Annotated in this window: 14 protein-coding genes; 8 read left to right on the top strand and 6 right to left on the bottom strand. The window is 72.8% G+C overall.

The window, feature by feature from the left end:
* Window positions 1-196 precede the first annotated feature (196 nt).
* Entirely contained in the window at window positions 197-1,240 is a 1,044-nt protein-coding gene (locus tag ACZ7H1_RS22660) for a WxL protein peptidoglycan domain-containing protein (RefSeq protein ID WP_470789062.1), read from the top strand.
* A 93-nt stretch (window positions 1,241-1,333) separates the two neighbouring features.
* Here ACZ7H1_RS22660 and ACZ7H1_RS22655 read toward each other — a convergent pair whose 3' ends face one another.
* The 4 genes from ACZ7H1_RS22655 to iolC are packed head-to-tail and all read right to left on the bottom strand — an operon-like array spanning window position 1,334 to window position 6,498.
* The gene (locus ACZ7H1_RS22655; protein ID WP_470789060.1) at window positions 1,334-2,833 is read right to left on the bottom strand and encodes a CoA-acylating methylmalonate-semialdehyde dehydrogenase; all 1,500 of its coding nucleotides are present in this window, start codon (window positions 2,831-2,833) and stop codon (window positions 1,334-1,336) included.
* Window positions 2,834-2,843: 10 nt separating this feature from the next.
* On the bottom strand, window positions 2,844-4,718 hold the full coding sequence (gene iolD, locus ACZ7H1_RS22650; protein ID WP_470789059.1) for a 3D-(3,5/4)-trihydroxycyclohexane-1,2-dione acylhydrolase (decyclizing): 1,875 nt from the start codon (window positions 4,716-4,718) through the stop codon (window positions 2,844-2,846).
* On the bottom strand, window positions 4,715-5,593 hold the full coding sequence (iolB, locus tag ACZ7H1_RS22645) for a 5-deoxy-glucuronate isomerase (protein WP_470789057.1): 879 nt from the start codon (window positions 5,591-5,593) through the stop codon (window positions 4,715-4,717). Before iolB ends, iolD begins: the two co-directional genes overlap by 4 nt.
* On the bottom strand, window positions 5,584-6,498 hold the full coding sequence (gene iolC / locus ACZ7H1_RS22640; protein ID WP_470789071.1) for a 5-dehydro-2-deoxygluconokinase: 915 nt from the start codon (window positions 6,496-6,498) through the stop codon (window positions 5,584-5,586). The genes iolB and iolC overlap by 10 nt, the downstream gene beginning before the upstream one ends.
* Window positions 6,499-6,574: 76 nt before the next feature.
* Between iolC and ACZ7H1_RS22635 the strand changes: the two genes are divergently transcribed.
* From ACZ7H1_RS22635 to ACZ7H1_RS22625, 3 genes are all read left to right on the top strand, one after another.
* Window positions 6,575-7,489, top strand: coding sequence for a sugar phosphate isomerase/epimerase family protein (locus ACZ7H1_RS22635; RefSeq protein ID WP_470789056.1), 915 nt, complete (start codon window positions 6,575-6,577; stop codon window positions 7,487-7,489).
* A gap of 82 nt (window positions 7,490-7,571) precedes the next feature.
* Window positions 7,572-8,576, top strand: a complete 1,005-nt coding sequence (locus ACZ7H1_RS22630; protein ID WP_470789069.1) for a Gfo/Idh/MocA family protein — start codon at window positions 7,572-7,574, stop codon at window positions 8,574-8,576.
* 253 nt (window positions 8,577-8,829) lie between these two features.
* Entirely contained in the window at window positions 8,830-9,030 is a 201-nt protein-coding gene (locus ACZ7H1_RS22625; protein WP_470789054.1) for a helix-turn-helix transcriptional regulator, read from the top strand.
* A gap of 49 nt (window positions 9,031-9,079) precedes the next feature.
* On the opposite strand, the gene ACZ7H1_RS22620 is transcribed toward ACZ7H1_RS22625, so the two are convergent.
* Window positions 9,080-11,302, bottom strand: a complete 2,223-nt coding sequence (locus tag ACZ7H1_RS22620; RefSeq protein ID WP_470789052.1) for an MMPL family transporter — start codon at window positions 11,300-11,302, stop codon at window positions 9,080-9,082.
* A 144-nt stretch (window positions 11,303-11,446) separates the two neighbouring features.
* On the opposite strand from ACZ7H1_RS22620, the gene ACZ7H1_RS22615 reads away from it, so the two are divergent.
* The 4 genes from ACZ7H1_RS22615 (at window position 11,447) to ACZ7H1_RS22600 (ending at window position 15,440) form a co-directional block, all read left to right on the top strand.
* Window positions 11,447-12,085 carry a TetR/AcrR family transcriptional regulator gene (locus ACZ7H1_RS22615; RefSeq protein ID WP_470789051.1) on the top strand — a complete coding sequence of 213 codons (639 nt, stop codon included), beginning with the start codon at window positions 11,447-11,449 and terminating at the stop codon, window positions 12,083-12,085.
* 46 nt (window positions 12,086-12,131) lie between these two features.
* A complete protein-coding gene (locus tag ACZ7H1_RS22610; protein WP_470789050.1) occupies window positions 12,132-12,584 on the top strand; it encodes a hypothetical protein in 453 nt (150 codons plus the stop codon).
* Window positions 12,585-12,681: 97 nt separating this feature from the next.
* Window positions 12,682-12,987, top strand: a complete 306-nt coding sequence (locus tag ACZ7H1_RS22605) for a heavy-metal-associated domain-containing protein (protein ID WP_470789048.1) — start codon at window positions 12,682-12,684, stop codon at window positions 12,985-12,987.
* Window positions 12,988-13,103: 116 nt separating this feature from the next.
* Window positions 13,104-15,440, top strand: coding sequence for a heavy metal translocating P-type ATPase (locus ACZ7H1_RS22600; protein WP_470789047.1), 2,337 nt, complete (start codon window positions 13,104-13,106; stop codon window positions 15,438-15,440).
* A 443-nt stretch (window positions 15,441-15,883) separates the two neighbouring features.
* Here ACZ7H1_RS22600 and ACZ7H1_RS22595 read toward each other — a convergent pair whose 3' ends face one another.
* Entirely contained in the window at window positions 15,884-17,173 is a 1,290-nt protein-coding gene (locus tag ACZ7H1_RS22595) for a citrate synthase (RefSeq protein ID WP_470789045.1), read from the bottom strand.
* Between the last annotated feature and the right edge of the window lie 38 nt (window positions 17,174-17,211).

The following is a 17,211-nucleotide window of genomic DNA, read 5'->3' as shown; positions in this document are numbered from 1 at the left end:
CCCCCCCCCCCCCCCCCCCCCCCCCCCCCCCCCCCCCCCCCCCCCCCCCCCCCCCCCCCCCCCCCCCCCCCCCCCCCCCCCCCCCCCCCCCCGGCCCCGTGTCCGGCCCGCACGGCACACCGGCCCGCCCGGCCCCGTCGGCCCGCCCGGCCCCGTCGGCCCGCCCGGCCCCGTCTGGAGAACGAGGAACGAGCCCATGCGCACCCGCACCCCTCTGTACGGCCTGCTCCTCGGCGTGCTCCTGTCCGCCGCCGGCCTGGCGGCGCCCACCGGTGCGGCGGCCGCCGGGAACGGCACGTGGGGCGTGTTCCCCACCCCCGCCGCGGGCAAGGCGATGACCGACCGCGCCTACTTCTTCCACCAGGGCGAGGCGGGTGCGACCGTCTCCGACAGCGTGACGATCACCAACTCGTCCGCCGAGGACATCACCTTCCGGGTCTTCGCCACGGACGCCGTCAACACCCCGGTGGGCGGCGCCTTCGCGCTGCTGCCCGTCGAGCAGAAACCCCGTGACCTGGGCACCTGGGTCACACTGCCGCCCGACGTGACCGGCAGGGACGTCACCGTCCCGGCCAAGGGCCGCAAGGACATCCCCTTCACGGTGCAGGTCCCCGAGGACGCGGGCCCCGGCGACCACGTCGGCGGCATCGTCGCGCTCAACACCCGGGTCGAGGGCATCAGGAAGGACGGCAAGGTCCAGGTCGGCGTCCGGCGCTCGGTCGGCTCGCGCCTCTACTTCCGCGTGCCCGGCCCGCTCACCCCGGCCGTCGGTGTGGAGAACGTCCGCGTCACCCGGGGCGCCCCGCTGCTGCCCTGGACGAAGGACGCGCGGGCCACCGTCTCGTACACCCTGGTCAACCACGGCAACGTCGTCGTCGCACCGAAGGTCTCCGTACGCGCGCAGGGCCTGTTCGGGCGCACGGTGCTGGACCGGAAGGCGAAGGACCCGCGGCTGGTGCTGTTGCCCGGACAGCGCATCGAGCTCACCGAACCCTGGTCCGCCTCACCGCAGTTCGACTGGGTGAAGGTGAAGGTCACCGCGACCGACCCGGCCTACCCGGACCTCGGCGAGACGGGCGCGGCGGAGTTCCTCGCGGTGCCGTGGCTAGCCCTGGGCGTGCTGCTGGTACTGGGCGGCGGCGCCGTCGCCGCCCGCGCCGTACGCAGCCGTCACCGGCGCGCGGACGCGGCCGCGGCCGCGGGGGCCGCACCCGGACGGGACCTGGCGCACACGCCCTGAGCCGGGCCGGAAACGGGGCTCGCCCCCGCGGTGAGGGTTGCGGGGGCGAGCAGTCCGGTCACGGGGTCCCCGGGCGTGCGGGACGGTCCGGGATCAGTGGTTGCGCGGGAAGCCGAGGTCGACGCCGGCCGGGGCCTCGGACGGGTCGGGCCAACGGGTCGTGACGACCTTGCCGCGGGTGTAGAAGTGGATGCCGTCGTTGCCGTAGATGTGGTGGTCGCCGAAGAGCGAGTCCTTCCAGCCACCGAAGGAGTGGTAGCCCACCGGCACCGGGATCGGGACGTTGACGCCGACCATGCCGGCCTCGATCTCCAGCTGGAAGCGGCGGGCGGCGCCGCCGTCGCGGGTGAAGATCGCGGTGCCGTTGCCGAACGGCGAGGCGTTGATGAGGGCCACGCCCTCCTCGTAGGTCTCGGCGCGCAGGACGCACAGGACCGGGCCGAAGATCTCGTCGCGGTAGGCGTCCGAGTCGGTCTTCACGTTGTCCAGGAGCGAGAGGCCGATCCAGTGGCCGTCCTCGAAGCCCTCGACGGTGTAGTTCGAACCGTCGAGCACGACGTCGGCACCCTGGGCCGCCGCGCCGTAGACGTACGAGGCGACCTTGTCGCGGTGCGCCTTGGTGATCAGCGGGCCCATCTCGGACGTGGGGTCGTTGCCGGGGCCGATCTTGATCTTCTCGGCGCGCTCGCGGATCTTCTGGACGAGCTCGTCGCCGATGGAGCCGACGGCGACGACCGCGGAGATGGCCATGCAGCGCTCGCCGGCCGAGCCGTACGCCGCGGAGACCGCGGCGTCGGCGGCGGCGTCGAGGTCGGCGTCGGGCAGGACCAGCATGTGGTTCTTGGCACCGCCCAGGGCCTGCACGCGCTTGCCGTTGGCGGAGGCGGTGGTGTGGATGTGGCGGGCGATCGGGGTGGAGCCGACGAAGGAGACGGCGGCGATGTCCGGGTGGGCGAGCAGGGCGTCGACGGCCACCTTGTCGCCGTGCACGACGTTCAGCACGCCGTCGGGCAGGCCCGCCTCGGAGGCCAGCTCGGCGAGCTTGTTGGCGGCCGACGGGTCCTTCTCGCTCGGCTTGAGGATGAAGGTGTTGCCGCAGGCGACGGCCAGCGGGAACATCCACATCGGGACCATCGCGGGGAAGTTGAACGGCGTGATGCCCGCGACGACGCCCAGCGGCTGGCGGATGGCGGCCACGTCGACCCGGCTGGAGACCGAGGTGGACAACTCGCCCTTGAGCTGGGTGGTGATGCCGCAGGCCAGCTCGACGATCTCCAGGCCGCGGGCGACCTCGCCCAGGGCGTCGGAGTGGACCTTGCCGTGCTCGGCGGTGATCAGTTCGGCGATCGCGTCGCGGTTGGCGTCCAGCAGGGCGCGGTAGGCGAAGAGGACCTTGGTGCGGGCGGCCAGCGAGGACTGGCCCCAGGTCGTGAAGGCCTCGCGGGCGACCTGTACCGCGGCGTCGACCTCGGCGGCCGAGGCGAGCGCGACCTGCGTCGTGACCTGGCCCGTGGCCGGGTCGGTGACCGGGCCGTAGTTGCCCGACGCGCCCTCGACGGTCTTGCCACCGATCCAGTGGTTGACGGTCTTCATGACTACTCCTTCACAGATGGCGACGTCGCGCTGCGGCTTGCCGGTCGTACTCTTCGCGGGCCTTGACCGCCGGAATGCGGGTCGCGGTCTCGGCCACAGGCACATCCCACCACGCCTGTGCGGGGGGCGGGCCCGACACTGTGTCGGGCGTTTCCGTCTCCGCGTAGACACATGTGGGCCGGTCCGCCGCCCGTGCCGCGGCGAGGGCTTCTCGCAGGTCACGGACGGTACGGACCCTGATCACGGCCATCCCGAGGGAGGCGGCGTTGGCCGCGAGGTCCACGTTCGGGGCGCCCGGCGGGCGGCCGGGGTAGTGGAAGTCGGTGCCGAGGCGCTCGCCGCCCACCGCCTCGGAAAGCCCTCCGATGGAGGCGTACCCGTGGTTGTCCAGTATCACCACTTTGAGCGGGATCCGTTCCTGCACCGCCGTGACGATCTCCGTCGGGTTCATCAGGTACGACCCGTCGCCGACCAGGGCCCACACGGGCCGGCCGGGGGCTGCGAGGGCCACTCCGAGGGCGGCCGGGATCTCGTAGCCCATGCAGGAGTACCCGTACTCGACGTGGTACTGCTGCGGCGAGCGGGCCCGCCACAGCTTGTGGAGGTCGCCGGGGAGCGATCCGGCGGCGTTGACCACGATGTCCTCGTCGGTGACGAGGGCGTCCAGGGCGCCGAGAACCTGGGCCTGGGTGGGCCGCGCCTGCGGGTCCGGGGCGTGGAAGGCCTGGTCGACCAGCGCCTCCCAGGCGGCCTTGGCCCGCCGGTACGTCTGTTCGTACGCGTCCGGGACGCGGTACCCGGCCAGCGCCTCGCGGAGCGCGTCCAGGCTCTCGCGGGCGTCGCCGACCAGGGGCAGGGCGGCTTGCTTGTGGGCGTCGAACGGGTCCAGGTTGAGGCCGAGGAAGCGGACGCCGGGGTCCTGGAACAGGGTGGCGGAGGCGGTGGTGAAGTCCGTCAGCCGGGTGCCGGCGGCGATCACCAGGTCGGCCTCGCGGGCCAGGTCGTCGGCGGTGGCCGTGCCGGTGTGGCCGACGCCGCCGACCTCGGCGGGGTGGTCGTGGCGCAGCGAGCCCTTGCCCGCCTGGGTGACGGCGACGGGGATGCCGGTGGCTTCGGCGAAGGCCCGCAGGGCGGGCTCGGCGGCGCTGTGGTGGATGCCGCCGCCCGCGATGACCAGGGGGCGGGCGGCGGAGCGTACCGCGCGGGTGGCCGCGTCGAGCTCGGCGCGGTCGGGCCGGGGCCTGCGGACGGTCCAGACCCGCTCGGCGAAGAACTCCTCGGGCCAGTCGTACGCCTCCGCCTGCACGTCCTGGGGGAGCGCGAGGGTGACCGCGCCGGTCTGCACGGGGTCGGTGAGCACGCGCACGGCCTGGAGGGCGGCGGGCACCAGTGCCTCGGGGCGGGTGATCCGGTCGAAGTAGCGGGAGACGGGCCGCAGGGTGTCGTTGACCGAGAGGTCTCCCGCGGCGGGGTGTTCCAGCTGCTGGAGGACGGGGTCGGCCGGCCGGGTCGCGAACACGTCTCCGGGCAGCAGCAGCACCGGCAGCCGGTTGACCGTGGCCAGGGCGGCTCCGGTGACGAGATTGGTGGCGCCGGGTCCGATGGAGGTGGTGACGGCGTGGGCGGAGAGCCTGCCGCACTGGCGGGCGTAGCCCACGGCGGCGTGGACCATGGCCTGCTCGTTGCGCCCCTGAAGGAAGGGCATGGCCTCCGGGCCCGTCTCCAGCAGGGCCTGGCCGATCCCGGCGACGTTGCCGTGCCCGAAGATCCCCCAGGTCGCGGCGATGAGCCGGTGCCGGTGGCCGTCGCGCTCGGTGTACTGGCGGGCGAGGAAGGCGACGAGGGCCTGGGCGGTGGTGAGCCGCCGGGTGCGGGGTGCGGTCACCGTGCGTCCTCCGCTCGGTAGAAGGGCAGCCTGGGGTCGACCGGCTGTCCCGGCCAGGTGGCGCGGATCCAGCCGTGGTCGGGGTGGTCGCGGATGAGCCACTCGCGGGTCTCCCCCGGGCCCGCCATGACGTTCAGGTAGTACATGTCGTGTCCGGGCGCGGCGATGGACGGCCCGTGCCAGCCGTCGGGGATCAGGACGGCGTCGCCGGTGCGGACCTCGGCGAGGACGTCGGTCTTGCCGCGAGGGGAGGGCGTGACGCGCTGGTAGCCGACGCCGGGCGTGGTGCCGTGCGGGGCGACTTCGTAGTAGTAGATCTCCTCCAGCTCGGATTCCTCGCCGGGGTGGTGTTCGTCGTGTTTGTGCGGGGGGTACGAGGACCAGTTCCCGCCGGGGGTGAGGACCTCGACGGCGATGAGCCGGTCGCAGGCGAACACGTCGGCCGCGGCGAAGTTGTTGACCTGCCGGGAGCAGCTTCCGGTGCCCCGGAGCTCGACGGGCACGCGGGCGGCGGGCCCGTACCGGGGGGCGAGGGCCCGTTCGCACCGGGCTCCGGCGAGTGCGAACCGGCCGCCGTCGGGGGACGCGATCCCGGCCTGCGCGTCGCGCGGCACGTACGCGAAGTCCGTGACACCGCCGAACACCCCGGCGCGCCCGCGCAGGGCGAACTCCGCCGGGGCGCCGCTGTCGTCGCTGCCCTCGCGGTCGTGGGGGTCGTGGGGGGTGTCCCGGGTGCAGCGGACCGTGCAGGCGCCGGACAGCGGGAGGACGATCCACTCGCAGTCCCCGGTGGCCCAGTCGTACGTCTCGCCCGCCGCGAGGTCCAGGATCCGCAGCCGGGTCCGTTCCAGGCCGTGTTCCGAGGTCACCGGCACGACAGCACCTCCTCGATCTCCGAAGGGACCGGCATCGCGGTGGAGCACGCGAGCCGCGAGGCCACGATCGCCCCGGCGGCGTTCGCGTACCGCAGGGTCCGTTCCAGGGGCCAGCCTGCCAGCAGTCCGTGGCACAGCGCACCGCCGAACGCGTCTCCCGCGCCGAGGCCGTTGACCACCTCGACCGCCACGGGCGGCAGTTCCGCGCGGGTGCCGTCGCGGTGGACGGCGAGCACGCCCTCGGGGCCGCGTTTGACCACGGCCAGTTCGACGCCGGCCGCCAGCAGCGCCCGGGCGGCCGCGTCCGGGTCCCGCTCGCCGGTGGCGATCTCGCACTCGTCGGTGTTGCCCACGGCGACCGTGGCCAGGGCGAGGGCGCGCGCGTAGGGCTCGTGCGGGTCGCCGTCCCACAGCATCGGCCGCCAGTCCAGGTCGAAGACCGTGACCGCGGCCCGGCCCCGGGCCTCCAGCGCGGCCAGGGTCGCGCCGCGGCTCGGCTCGGCGCTCAGTCCGGTGCCGGTCATCCAGAAGACCCGGGCGGCGCGCAGGGCGTCGAAGGGCAGTTCTTCCTCGCGGATCTCCAGGTCGGGGGCCTTGGGGAAGCGGTAGAAGTAGAGCGGGAAGCGGTCCGGCGGGAAGATCTCGCAGAAGGTGACGGGCGTGGGGTACGCGGGCACCTCCGTCACCCAGCGGTCGTCGACGCCGAACCCCCGCAGCTCGGACCGGAGATACCCGCCGAAGGGGTCCGCGCCGGTGCGGGTGATGACGGCGGTGCGGCGGCCGAGCCGGGCGGCGGCCACGGCGACGTTCGTCGGTGAACCTCCGAGGAACTTCCCGAACGTATCGGCCTGGGCGAGCGGCACCCCCGTCTTGAGCGGGTAGAGATCCACCCCGATCCTGCCCATCGTGATCAGCTCGAACCGATCGGTGGTCACAGCAGTCCTCCCTCTTTCCGTCCGTCTTCCTGCCTAAGGTGGCCGTATGACCTCCTCCCCGCCCGCGTTGACCCGCATTCGGCTCGGTTCGGCTCCGGACTCCTGGGGGGTGTGGTTCCCCGAGGACCCCCGGCAGACCGGCTGGGAGCGCTTCCTCGACGAGGTCGCCGAAGCCGGGTACGAGTGGATCGAACTCGGCCCGTACGGCTACCTGCCCACCGATCCCGCACGACTCGCCGACGAGACCGCAAAGCGCGGGCTGAAGGTGTCGGCGGGGACGGTCTTCACCGGACTCCATCACGGGCCGGCGGTCTGGGAGCAGACCTGGGCGCACGTGTCGCGGATCGCGGAGCTGACCCGGGCCACGGGCGCGGGCCATCTCGTGGTGATCCCGTCCTTCTGGCGTGACGACAAGACCGGCGCGGTGCTCGAGGACCGCACGCTGACCGCGGACCAGTGGCGGGACCTGGCCGGTCAGACCGAGCGCCTGGGCCGGGAGGTGCAGGAGCGGTACGGGCTGCGGATCGTGGTGCACCCGCACGCGGACACCCACATCGACACCCCGCAGAACGTGACGCGCTTCCTGGACGCCACCGACCCCGGGCTGGTCTCCCTCTGCCTCGACACCGGGCACTACGCCTACTGCGGGGGCGACAGCGTCGAGCTGATCGAGACCTTCGGGGAGCGGATCGGCTACCTGCACCTCAAGCAGGTCGACCCGCGGATCCTGGCCGAAGTGATCGCGGAGGGCGTGCCGTTCGGCCCCGCGGTGGCCCGCGGGGTGATGTGCGAGCCGCCCGCCGGGGTGCCGGAGCTCGGGCCGGTCCTCGCGGCTGCCGAGAAGCTGGGCACCGATCTCTTCGCGATCGTGGAGCAGGACATGTACCCCTGCCCGCCGGAGCAGCCGCTTCCGATCGCCCGCCGCACGCGCGCCTATCTGCGCTCCTGCGGCCTGCGTTGAGCGGCGGCGGGGGACGGGAACCCGCAGTCGGCAAGGTCACCGAAGCCACCGAAAAGACCGAGGAGGGGGAAGCGTGGGAGGCATGCTGGGCATCGCCGTGATCGGCACCGGGAAGATGGGCGCGGACCATGTGCGGCGCATCGACCGGATGATCAGCGGCGCACGGGTGGCGGCCGTGGCCGACCCGGACGGCGACCGGGTCAAGGAGATCGGGGCGGGGCTGGAGGGCTGCTCCGTGCACACCGATCCGGCCGCGGCGCTGGCGGCGCCCGGGGTCGACGCGGTACTGATCGCCTCGCCGGGTCCGGCCCACGAGGAAGCGCTGCTCCAGTGCTTCGGGCGGGACCTGCCGGTGCTGTGCGAGAAGCCGCTGACGCCGGACGCGGCGGGCGCTCTGCGGGTGATGGAGGCGGAACAGCGGCTGGGCAGGCGGCGGGTGCAGGTCGGCTTCATGCGCCGGCACGACGCGGAGTACGAGCAGCTGAAGGCCCTGCTCGGCACCGGGGACCTGGGCCGGCCGCTGTTCCTGCACTGCCGGCACCGCAACGCGTCCTCGCCGTCCTTCTTCACCTCCGAGATGCTCGTCACCGACTCGGTGGTGCACGAGGTGGACGTCGCCCGCTGGCTGCTGGGGCAGGAGATCGCGGCGGTGTCGGTGTTCTCCCCGGCCTCCTCCGCGGCGGCGCCCGAGGGGCTCCGGGATCCTCAGCTGGTCCTGCTGGAGACCACCGGCGGTGTGATCGTCGACGTCGAGATCTTCGTCAACTGCGGCTTCGGCTACCAGGTGCAGTGCGAGGCGGTCTGCGAGTCCGGCAGTGCGCGCATCGGCGACGGCGCGGCGATGGTCGTCCAGTCGGGGGGCCGCTGGGGCGGTGAGATCGCCCAGGACTACACGGTCCGCTTCGCCGACGCGTACGACCGGCAGCTGCGGCGCTGGGTGCAGGCCACCCGGCGGGGCGTGGTCGAGGGCCCCGACGCCTGGGACGGGTACGCGGCGGCCGCCGTCAGCGAGGCGGGGGTGAACGCCCTGCGCACGGGTGCGCGGACACCCGTCGATCTGGCCGCGAAGCCCGCGCTCTACCGCTGATCGCCACATACCTCCCCCTTCCTTCGCATCCACCCTCGTCCGACCCCTGTGCCACCTGTGTCACAGAGGTCGGCGTTGTGTCACGCATATCCGCATTACGCGGGTCTTCCGTCACAGCCGGTCGACAGCCCCACCCCAGGTATCACCGTCTGTCGTTCTCCGGGCACAGGCTGAGTGATCGTCAGCGTCCGCGCCCCGGGTCCCCCGACGGCCTCCCGGCCGCCCCTGCGGCGTGGACAAGGAGGTGCCGCAGATGACCGACCGAAAGCTGTGGTCGTACAAGGAGATCGCCGCCCACATCCGGGTCCAGCCGGACACCGTGCGCTCGTACCGCAAGCACGGACTGCTCCCCCCGCCGGACCACGTCGAGGGCGGCAAGCCCTACTGGCACGCCGAGACCATCCGGGCCTGGGTGGCCCGCCGCCCCGGCAACCGGGGCCGCCAGCCGGAGTAGGAGCCGGGCGGGACCCGCCACAGCGGAGGGCCCCGCGCCGGACCCCGGGTCAGCCGACGCGCTCGGGAACGGGCCCGGTCTCCACGGCCGACTCCGGCACCCCGGACCCGGCCGGCCCGCCCTCGCTGATCCCGAAGCGGTCGTGCAGCCGGCGCAGCGGGCCGGGCGCCCACCAGGTGGCCCGGCCGGTCAGCTTCATCACCGCAGGCACCAGCAGACTGCGCACCACCATGGCGTCCATCAGGACGGCCAGGGCGATCCCCAGGCCCAGCATCTTGGTGTTGGTCACCCGCGAGGTGCCGATGGCCACCATCACCACCGCGAGGATCACGGCCGCGGCGGTGATCAGGCCACCGGTCCGGCTCAGCCCGGAGCGCACGGCCCCCTCGTGGTCCCCGGTGCGGTCGTACTCCTCCTTGATGCGGGATATGAGGAAGACGCCGTAGTCCATGGACAGGCCGAAGGCGATGCAGAACATCAGCACCGGCAGGGTGGTCTCGATGTCTCCGGTCGCGGTGAAGCCCAGCAGGCCGGACAGGTTGCCGTCCTGGAACACCCAGACCACGGCTCCGAACATGGCCGTCAGGCTGAGGGCGTTGAGCAGCACGGCCTGGACCGGTATGAGCAGGCTGCCGGTGAGCAGGAAGACCAGCAGCAGGGTGGCGCCCGCGATCAGCGCGGCGGCCCAGGGCAGCTTGTCCCCGATGGCGTCGCGCGAGTCGACCAGCACGGCAGCCCGCCCGGTGACGGCCGTGTCGAACGGCGCCTCGACGGCCCGGACCTCCCCGACCAGCCGCTGGGCGTCCTGGCCCACCGCCTCGCCCTCGGCCAGGACGGAGAAGTAGGCGTACTCCCCCGAGCGCACGGGTCCCTCGACGCGCGCCACGCCGGGCAGCGCGGCCACCCGCCCGCGGTACTCGTCGTACGCGGCGGCGGTGGCGGGCCCCTCGGCGAGGACGCGCAGCTCGCCGTCGGGGCTGCCGGGGAAGCCGTCGCGGATGTGCTGCTGCACCACGTGGGACTCGGCGCCGGAGGGCAGCTGGCGGTCGTCCGGGGTGCCGAACCGGACGCCCAGGAAGGGCAGTCCGAGCAGCAGCAGTCCGGCGGTCGTGGCGACGGCGAAGAGCGGGGCCCGGCGCATCACCAGGGACGCGGTCCTGGCCCAGCCCGCTCCCCCGTCGGCGGCGGCCCCGGAGCGCCCGGGTCGCCCGCGCCGCCACAGCCTCCGCAGGTCCCAGGAGTTCACCCGCTCGCCGAGCAGCACCAGGGCGGCCGGCAGCACGATCAGGGCGGCGGCCGCGGCCAGCAGCACCACGGCGACTCCGGCGTAGGCGAAGGAGCGCAGGAAGTACTGCGGGAAGAGCAGCATCGCGGAGAGCGCGACCGCGACCGTCAGGGCGGAGAACAGGACGGTGCGCCCGGCGGTGCGCAGCGTGGCCCCGACGGCGGCCCGCGGGTCCCGCCCGGCTTCGAGCTCCTCCCGGAAGCGGCGCACGATGAACAGGGCGTAGTCGATGGCCAGTCCGAGACCGAGGGCCGTGGTGAGGTTCATCGCGAAAACCGACACGTCGGTCAGCTCGGTGAGCCCGCGCAGGACGGCGTTGGTGCCGAGGATCGCGACGATGCCGACGAGCAGCGGCAGCAGGGCTGCGACGGCGCTGCCGAAGACGAGGACGAGCAGGAGGAGCGTCACCGGCAGGGCGATCAGCTCGGCCCGCACCAGGTCCTCCTGGACGGTGGTGGTCATCTCGCGCTGGACGGCGACCGGTCCGCCGAGGGAGACCTTCACCGGGCCGTGCGCGCCGCGGTAGGCGGGGGCGATGCGGGCCAGCGTCTCGGAGGCGGTCCGCTCGTCTCCCGAGACGCGGGCGGCTATCAGGGCCTGCCGGCCGTCGGCGGAGCGGAGGGCGGGCGAGCCGGTCTGCCAGTAGGAGCCGACGCCGGTGACGCCCGGCTCGGCGGCGAGCCGGCCGGCGATCCGCCGGGCCTCGGCCGCCACCCCGGGGTCGTCGGCGCCCGGTGGTCCGGCGTCCACGAGCAGCAGCAGATTGGGCTGGGACGCGGGGAACTCCCGCTCCAGGGCCTGGGTGGCGTACGTGGACTGCGCGCCGGGGTCCTGCCAGCCTCCGCTGCCCATCCGGTCCGCGACCCCGCCGCCGGCGAACACGGCGAGGGCGGTGACGACCAGGGCGATCAGGAGCGACAGCCTCGGCCGTGCGGTGACGAACCGGGTCCAGCCACCCCCCGGAACGGCGTTCTTGACTTCGGACATGCCTCGGTGTCCCCTTCACCGTGACCCGTGGGCGCGGGTCGTCCATTGCCATAGAATGGCAAACACGAGACATCGCTCGCGTTTTCCAAGAATGCGAGCGACCGCTCGCGTTTGTCAATCACCCCTGGGAAGTAAGGAATCGCCGTGCCGGAGGCCGCATCCCCGGAGAGCCCCAAGCCGCGCCGCCGCCAGGCGCGCGGGGAGCGCCGGATCAGCCAGCTCCTGGAGGCCGCGGCGGGCGTGTTCTGCCGCAACGGCTACGCCGCCGCCAGCACGAACGCCATCGCGCGCGAGGCGGGCGTCTCGCCGGGCACGCTGTATCAGTTCTTCCCGAACAAAGAGGCCATCGCGATCGAGCTGGGCGGCCAGCTGCTCCAGCGCGCGCACGAGATGCACGGCCAGGCCTTCCTCCCCGAGAACCTCCGGCTCCCGCTCCCCGCCCTGCTGGACTCCGTACTCGACCCGGTCATCGCCTTCAACTGCGAGAACCCGGCCTTCTGGGCCCTCATGCACGGCTCAGGGATCCCCGGCATCACCCAGGAGCACGAGGAACTGCACACCGGCCTCGTCACACGCGTCGAGGGGGTCCTGCACACGCTCGACCCGGACATCCCGCCCGCGCAGCTCACCCGCGTCTCGATCATGATCCTGGGCATCTTCAAGGCGGGCCTGGACCTGATCCTGGCCCACGAGGGTGCCGAGCGGGAGGCCTACACGGCCGAGCTGAAGGCCGTCCTGCTGCGCTACCTGGAACCGCTGGTCACCACGTCTCCGACCCGCTGACCCGGGGGCTCCCCGCCGGCCCGCCGCCCCGGCCCCCGCCCGGCACTTGAGCGCCGGCAGCGGGAAGACCAGGACGGGCACCACGCCGGCGCCGACCAGCGCCGCCGCCTCGCCGGGATCGAGCGTGCCGTCCTCGACCCCGAGCATGGTGATCGCGACGACCAGCGGCACCAGGAAGCCGAAGCCCACGGCCTCGATCTTCGGCAGCACGACCTCACCGCTCTCCGGCGCGGCCCCGTACGGCACCGGCCGCGCGACCATCCCGGCGGCGAAGGCCCCGAGCCCCACCGCGACTGCCGCGAGCAGCCCGAACACCGCGAGCAGCATGGTGGACTCCCCCGGGCTGCGCCCGCCGAGCAGCAGCGCCATGGCGATGATCGGCCTGGATCTCGTCCCCGGCCAGGGAGATCAGCCATACGCCCCATTTACATCCGGTCCGAGGTGGTTGCCCATCCAGAAGGGGCGCAGCCATGTCGAGGAATACCCCCTAGGGGTATAGTGTTGTCATCAACGGGAAGACGCTGGAACCGACCGACGCCTCCCGCCGACTGACTTCGTACTTCGTACGCCCCAAACGCCTGCACGAGGAGAACGAAATGACCGCCGAGACGGAAACCCAGCAGCCGGCCGCATCCTGCTGCTCCAGCACCGGCTCCTGTCACGACGGCGCGACCACGGTCCAGGTGGGCGCCGTCACCACGGTCTACCGGGTCTCCGGCATGACCTGCGGGCACTGCGAGGGCGCCGTGACCGCGGAGCTGTCCGCCCTGCCGGGCGTCACCGCCGTCAAGGCCGTCGCCTCGACCGGCGAGGTCACCGTCACCTCGGCCGCCCCGCTCGACGGCGAGGCCGTCCGCGCGGCGGTCGACGAGGCGGGCTACGAGCTCACCGGCCGGGCCTGATCCTGCCCGCTTCCCGGGTTCGCCCCGCGGCGGGTCCGCCCAGCGTTTCCCGCCGGACCGTGCCGGCCGGCTGATACCGGTCCCGTACGGTCCGGCCCTCCCCCTGGAGCTCGGACATGAGCAGCAGCACCGTGCACGAAGAACCGACGGCCACGGCCCCCGGCCCCGCCTCCGAGATCGAACTCTCCATCGGCGGGATGACCTGTGCCTCCTGCGCGGCCCGCATCGAGAAGAAACTCAACCGCATGGACGGCGTCACCGCCACGGTGAACTACGCCACCGAGAAGGCGAAGGTCTCCTACCCCGCGGGGACGGAGGTCGCCGACCTGATCGCGACCGTGGTCAGGACCGGCTACACGGCCGAAGCCCCGCCGCCGCCGCCCGCGCCCGCCGAGCTCACCCGGCCCGGAGACGGGTCCGAAGACGGGTCCGAGGACGGCCGCGCGGCCGTAGGCTCCGGGCCGGACCGGGCCGCCGCGCCCGACCCCGGGCTCGCCGCATCGCGCCTGCGCCTGACCGTCTCCGCCCTGCTCTCCGCCCCCGTCGTGCTGCTCGCCATGGTCCCGGCCCTCCAGTTCGACAACTGGCAGTGGCTCTCCCTGACCCTCGCCGCACCCGTCGTGGTCTGGGGCGGGCTCCCCTTCCACCGTGCGGCCTGGGCCAACGCCCGGCACGGCGCGGCCACCATGGACACCCTGGTCTCGGTCGGCACCCTGGCCGCGTTCGGCTGGTCCCTGTGGGCCCTGTTCTTCGGCCACGCCGGAATGCCCGGCATGCGGCACGGCTTCGACTTCACCGTCACGCGCACCGACGGCTCGTCCACCATCTACCTGGAGGTCGCGGCCGGGGTCGTCACGCTCATCCTGCTCGGACGCCACCTGGAGGCCCGCTCCAAGCGGAAGGCCGGCGCGGCCCTCCGTGCCCTGATGGAGCTCGGCGCCAAGGACGTCACCGTGCTGCGCGGCGGCACCGAGATCCGCATCCCGGTCGCCCGGCTCGCGGTCGGCGACCGCTTCCTCGTCCGCCCCGGCGAGAAGATCGCCACGGACGGCAGGATCGTCGAGGGCAGTTCCGCCGTGGACGCCTCCATGCTCACGGGCGAATCGGTGCCCGTGGACGTCACGGTGGGCGACCCGGTCACCGGCGCCACCGTCAACGCCTCCGGCAGGCTCGTCGTCGAGGCCACCCGGATCGGCGCGGACACCCAACTGGCCCGGATGGCGCGGCTCGTCGAGGACGCACAGAACGGCAAGGCGGCGGTGCAGCGCCTCGCCGACCGGATCTCCGGGGTGTTCGTCCCCGTCGTCCTGCTGCTGGCCCTGGCCACCTGGACCGGCTGGCTCCTCGCCACCGACGACCCCACCGCCGCCTTCACCGCGGCCGTGGCCGTCCTGATCATCGCCTGCCCCTGCGCCCTGGGCCTGGCCACCCCGACCGCGCTGATGGTCGGCACCGGGCGCGGCGCCCAGCTCGGCATCCTGATCAAGGGGCCGGAGGTACTGGAGTCCACCCGCCGCGTGGACACCGTCGTCCTCGACAAGACCGGCACGGTCACCACGGGACGGATGGCCCTGCACGAGGTGGTCACCGCCGACGGCGTCGACGAGCGCGAACTGCTCCGCCTCGCGGGCGCCTTGGAACACGCCTCCGAGCACCCGGTGGCCCGCGCCGTCGCGGCGGGCGCGGTCGAGCGGGCCGGGGCACTGCCGGTGCCGGAGAACTTCGAGAACGTCGCCGGGCTCGGCGTCCAGGGCGTGGTCGACGGACACGCCGTCCTGGTGGGCCGCGAACAGCTCCTGGCCGACTGGTCGATCACCCTCCCGGCCCCGCTGGCCGAGGCCAAGGCCGCCGCCGAGGCGGCGGGCCGGACGGCGGTCGCGGTGGCCTGGGACGGCGCCGCACGCGGCGTGCTGAGCGTCGCCGACGCGGTCAAGGAGACCAGCGCGGAGGCGGTGTCCCGGCTGCGCGCCCTCGGACTGACTCCGGTGCTGCTCACCGGCGACAACACCGCCGTCGCCGAGACGGTGGCCCGCGAGGTGGGCATCGACGAGGTGATCGCCGAGGTGCTGCCGCAGGACAAGGTCGCGGTCGTCAAGCGGCTTCAGGCACAGGGCCGTACGGTCGCCATGGTCGGCGACGGGGTCAACGACGCCGCAGCGCTCGCGCAGGCGGACCTGGGGCTCGCGATGGGCACGGGCACGGACGCAGCCATCGAGGCCGGCGATCTCACGCTCGTACGAGGGGACTTGAGGGTCGCGGCGGACGCGATCCGGCTCTCGCGCCGGACGCTGGCCACCATCAAGGGAAACCTGTTCTGGGCCTTCGGCTACAACGTCGCCGCGCTGCCGCTCGCCGCCGCCGGACTGCTCAACCCGATGATCGCGGGGGCCGCAATGGCCTTCTCCTCGCTGTTCGTTGTGAGCAACAGCCTCCGGCTGCGGTCCTTCCGCTGACACTGCGACATCCGGCCGCCTCCCGAGGGGGGCGGCCTTCGCACATCCGCCACGGTTCCTTCACAAGAGACACAAATCACAGGGACACCAGCGTAACCATCCGGGTGTGTGGCGAGTCTAATGAGGCGACGCCAGGAACGTCTTGGGGGACGTTCGGCGGATGTCTTGGGGGACGTCCGGGCGTCTGCCGGCCGGGGCGCGTGCCTCGCGGGGAGCTTTGAGCGGCCCTCCCGCACGTGCGGGTCCCGGCAGACCAACCCCTTGGAGCCACAGCCACGGCTCCTCGCCGACACCCGGCTCGGGTCCCGTGGGGGGAATCCGTACCGGGGAAATGGAAAGCGCCCCGTCCGTCGACCCGTGGGGGGATCGACGGCGGGGCGCTTTTCTCATGCCTGGTGCGGCGGGCCGGCCGGCGGCCGGTGCCGCAGCCCGTGAGGCTCGGGTCAGCGGGCCTCGACCGGGACGAAGTCGCGCAGGACCTCGCCGGTGTAGATCTGGCGCGGGCGGCCGATGCGGGAACCCGGCTCCTTGATCATCTCGTGCCACTGGGCGATCCAGCCGGGAAGGCGGCCGAGCGCGAAGAGCACGGTGAACATCTCGGTCGGGAAGCCCATGGCCCGGTAGATCAGACCCGTGTAGAAGTCGACGTTCGGGTAGAGGTTGCGCTCGACGAAGTAGTCGTCGGCCAGCGCGTGCTCTTCGAGCTTGAGCGCGATGTCGAGCAGCTCGTCGCTCTTGCCGAGGGCGGAGAGGACGTCGTGGGCCGCGGCCTTGATGATCTTCGCCCGGGGGTCGAAGCTCTTGTAGACGCGGTGCCCGAAGCCCATCAGGCGGACGCCGTCTTCCTTGTTCTTCACCTTGCGAATGAAGGTGTCGACGTCGCCGCCGTTGCGCTGGATGCCCTCGAGCATCTCCAGCACCGACTGGTTGGCGCCACCGTGCAGCGGGCCCCACAGGGCGCTGATGCCGGCGGAGATCGAGGCGAACATGTTCGCCTGCGAGGAGCCCACCAGGCGGACCGTGGAGGTCGAGCAGTTCTGCTCGTGGTCCGCGTGCAGGATCAGCAGCTTGTCGAGCGCCGAGACCACGACCGGGTCGAGCTCGTACTCCTGGGCCGGCACGGAGAAGGTCATGCGCAGGAAGTTCTCGACGTAGCCGAGGTCGTTGCGCGGGTAGACCACCGGGTGGCCGACCGACTTCTTGTACGCGTACGCCGCGATCGTCGGGAGCTTGGCCAGCAGCCGGATCGTCGAGAGGTGGCGCTGCTTGTCGTCGAACGGGTTGTGGCTGTCCTGGTAGAACGTCGACAGCGCGCTGACCACGGAGGACAGCATGGCCATCGGGTGCGCGTCGCGCGGGAAGCCGTCGTAGAAGCGCTTGACGTCCTCGTGCAGCAGCGTGTGCTGGGTGATCTCGTTGCGGAACGACGCGAGCTGGTCGACGGTCGGCAGCTCGCCGTTGATCAGCAGGTACGCGACCTCGATGAAGGTCGACCGCTCGGCCAGCTGCTCGATCGGGTACCCGCGGTAGCGCAGGATGCCCTTCTCACCGTCGAGGTAGGTGATCGCGGATTTATAGGCAGCGGTGTTGCCGTAGCCGCTGTCCAGGGTGACCAGACCGGTCTGGGCTCGGAGCTTCGCGATGTCGAAGCCCTTGTCACCGACGGTGCTGTCGACCACCGGGTAGGTGTATTCACCGTCCGCGTACCGCAGTACTACAGAGTTGTCGCTCACGTCATCCCTCACCGACGTAGTGCCTCTTCTTCGAGGTG

The sequence above is a fragment of the Streptomyces sp. NPDC037401 genome, assembly GCF_055602345.1.
The sequence above is the reverse complement of the archived record's forward strand: the minus strand, read 5'-3'. Positions and strand labels throughout refer to the sequence as shown.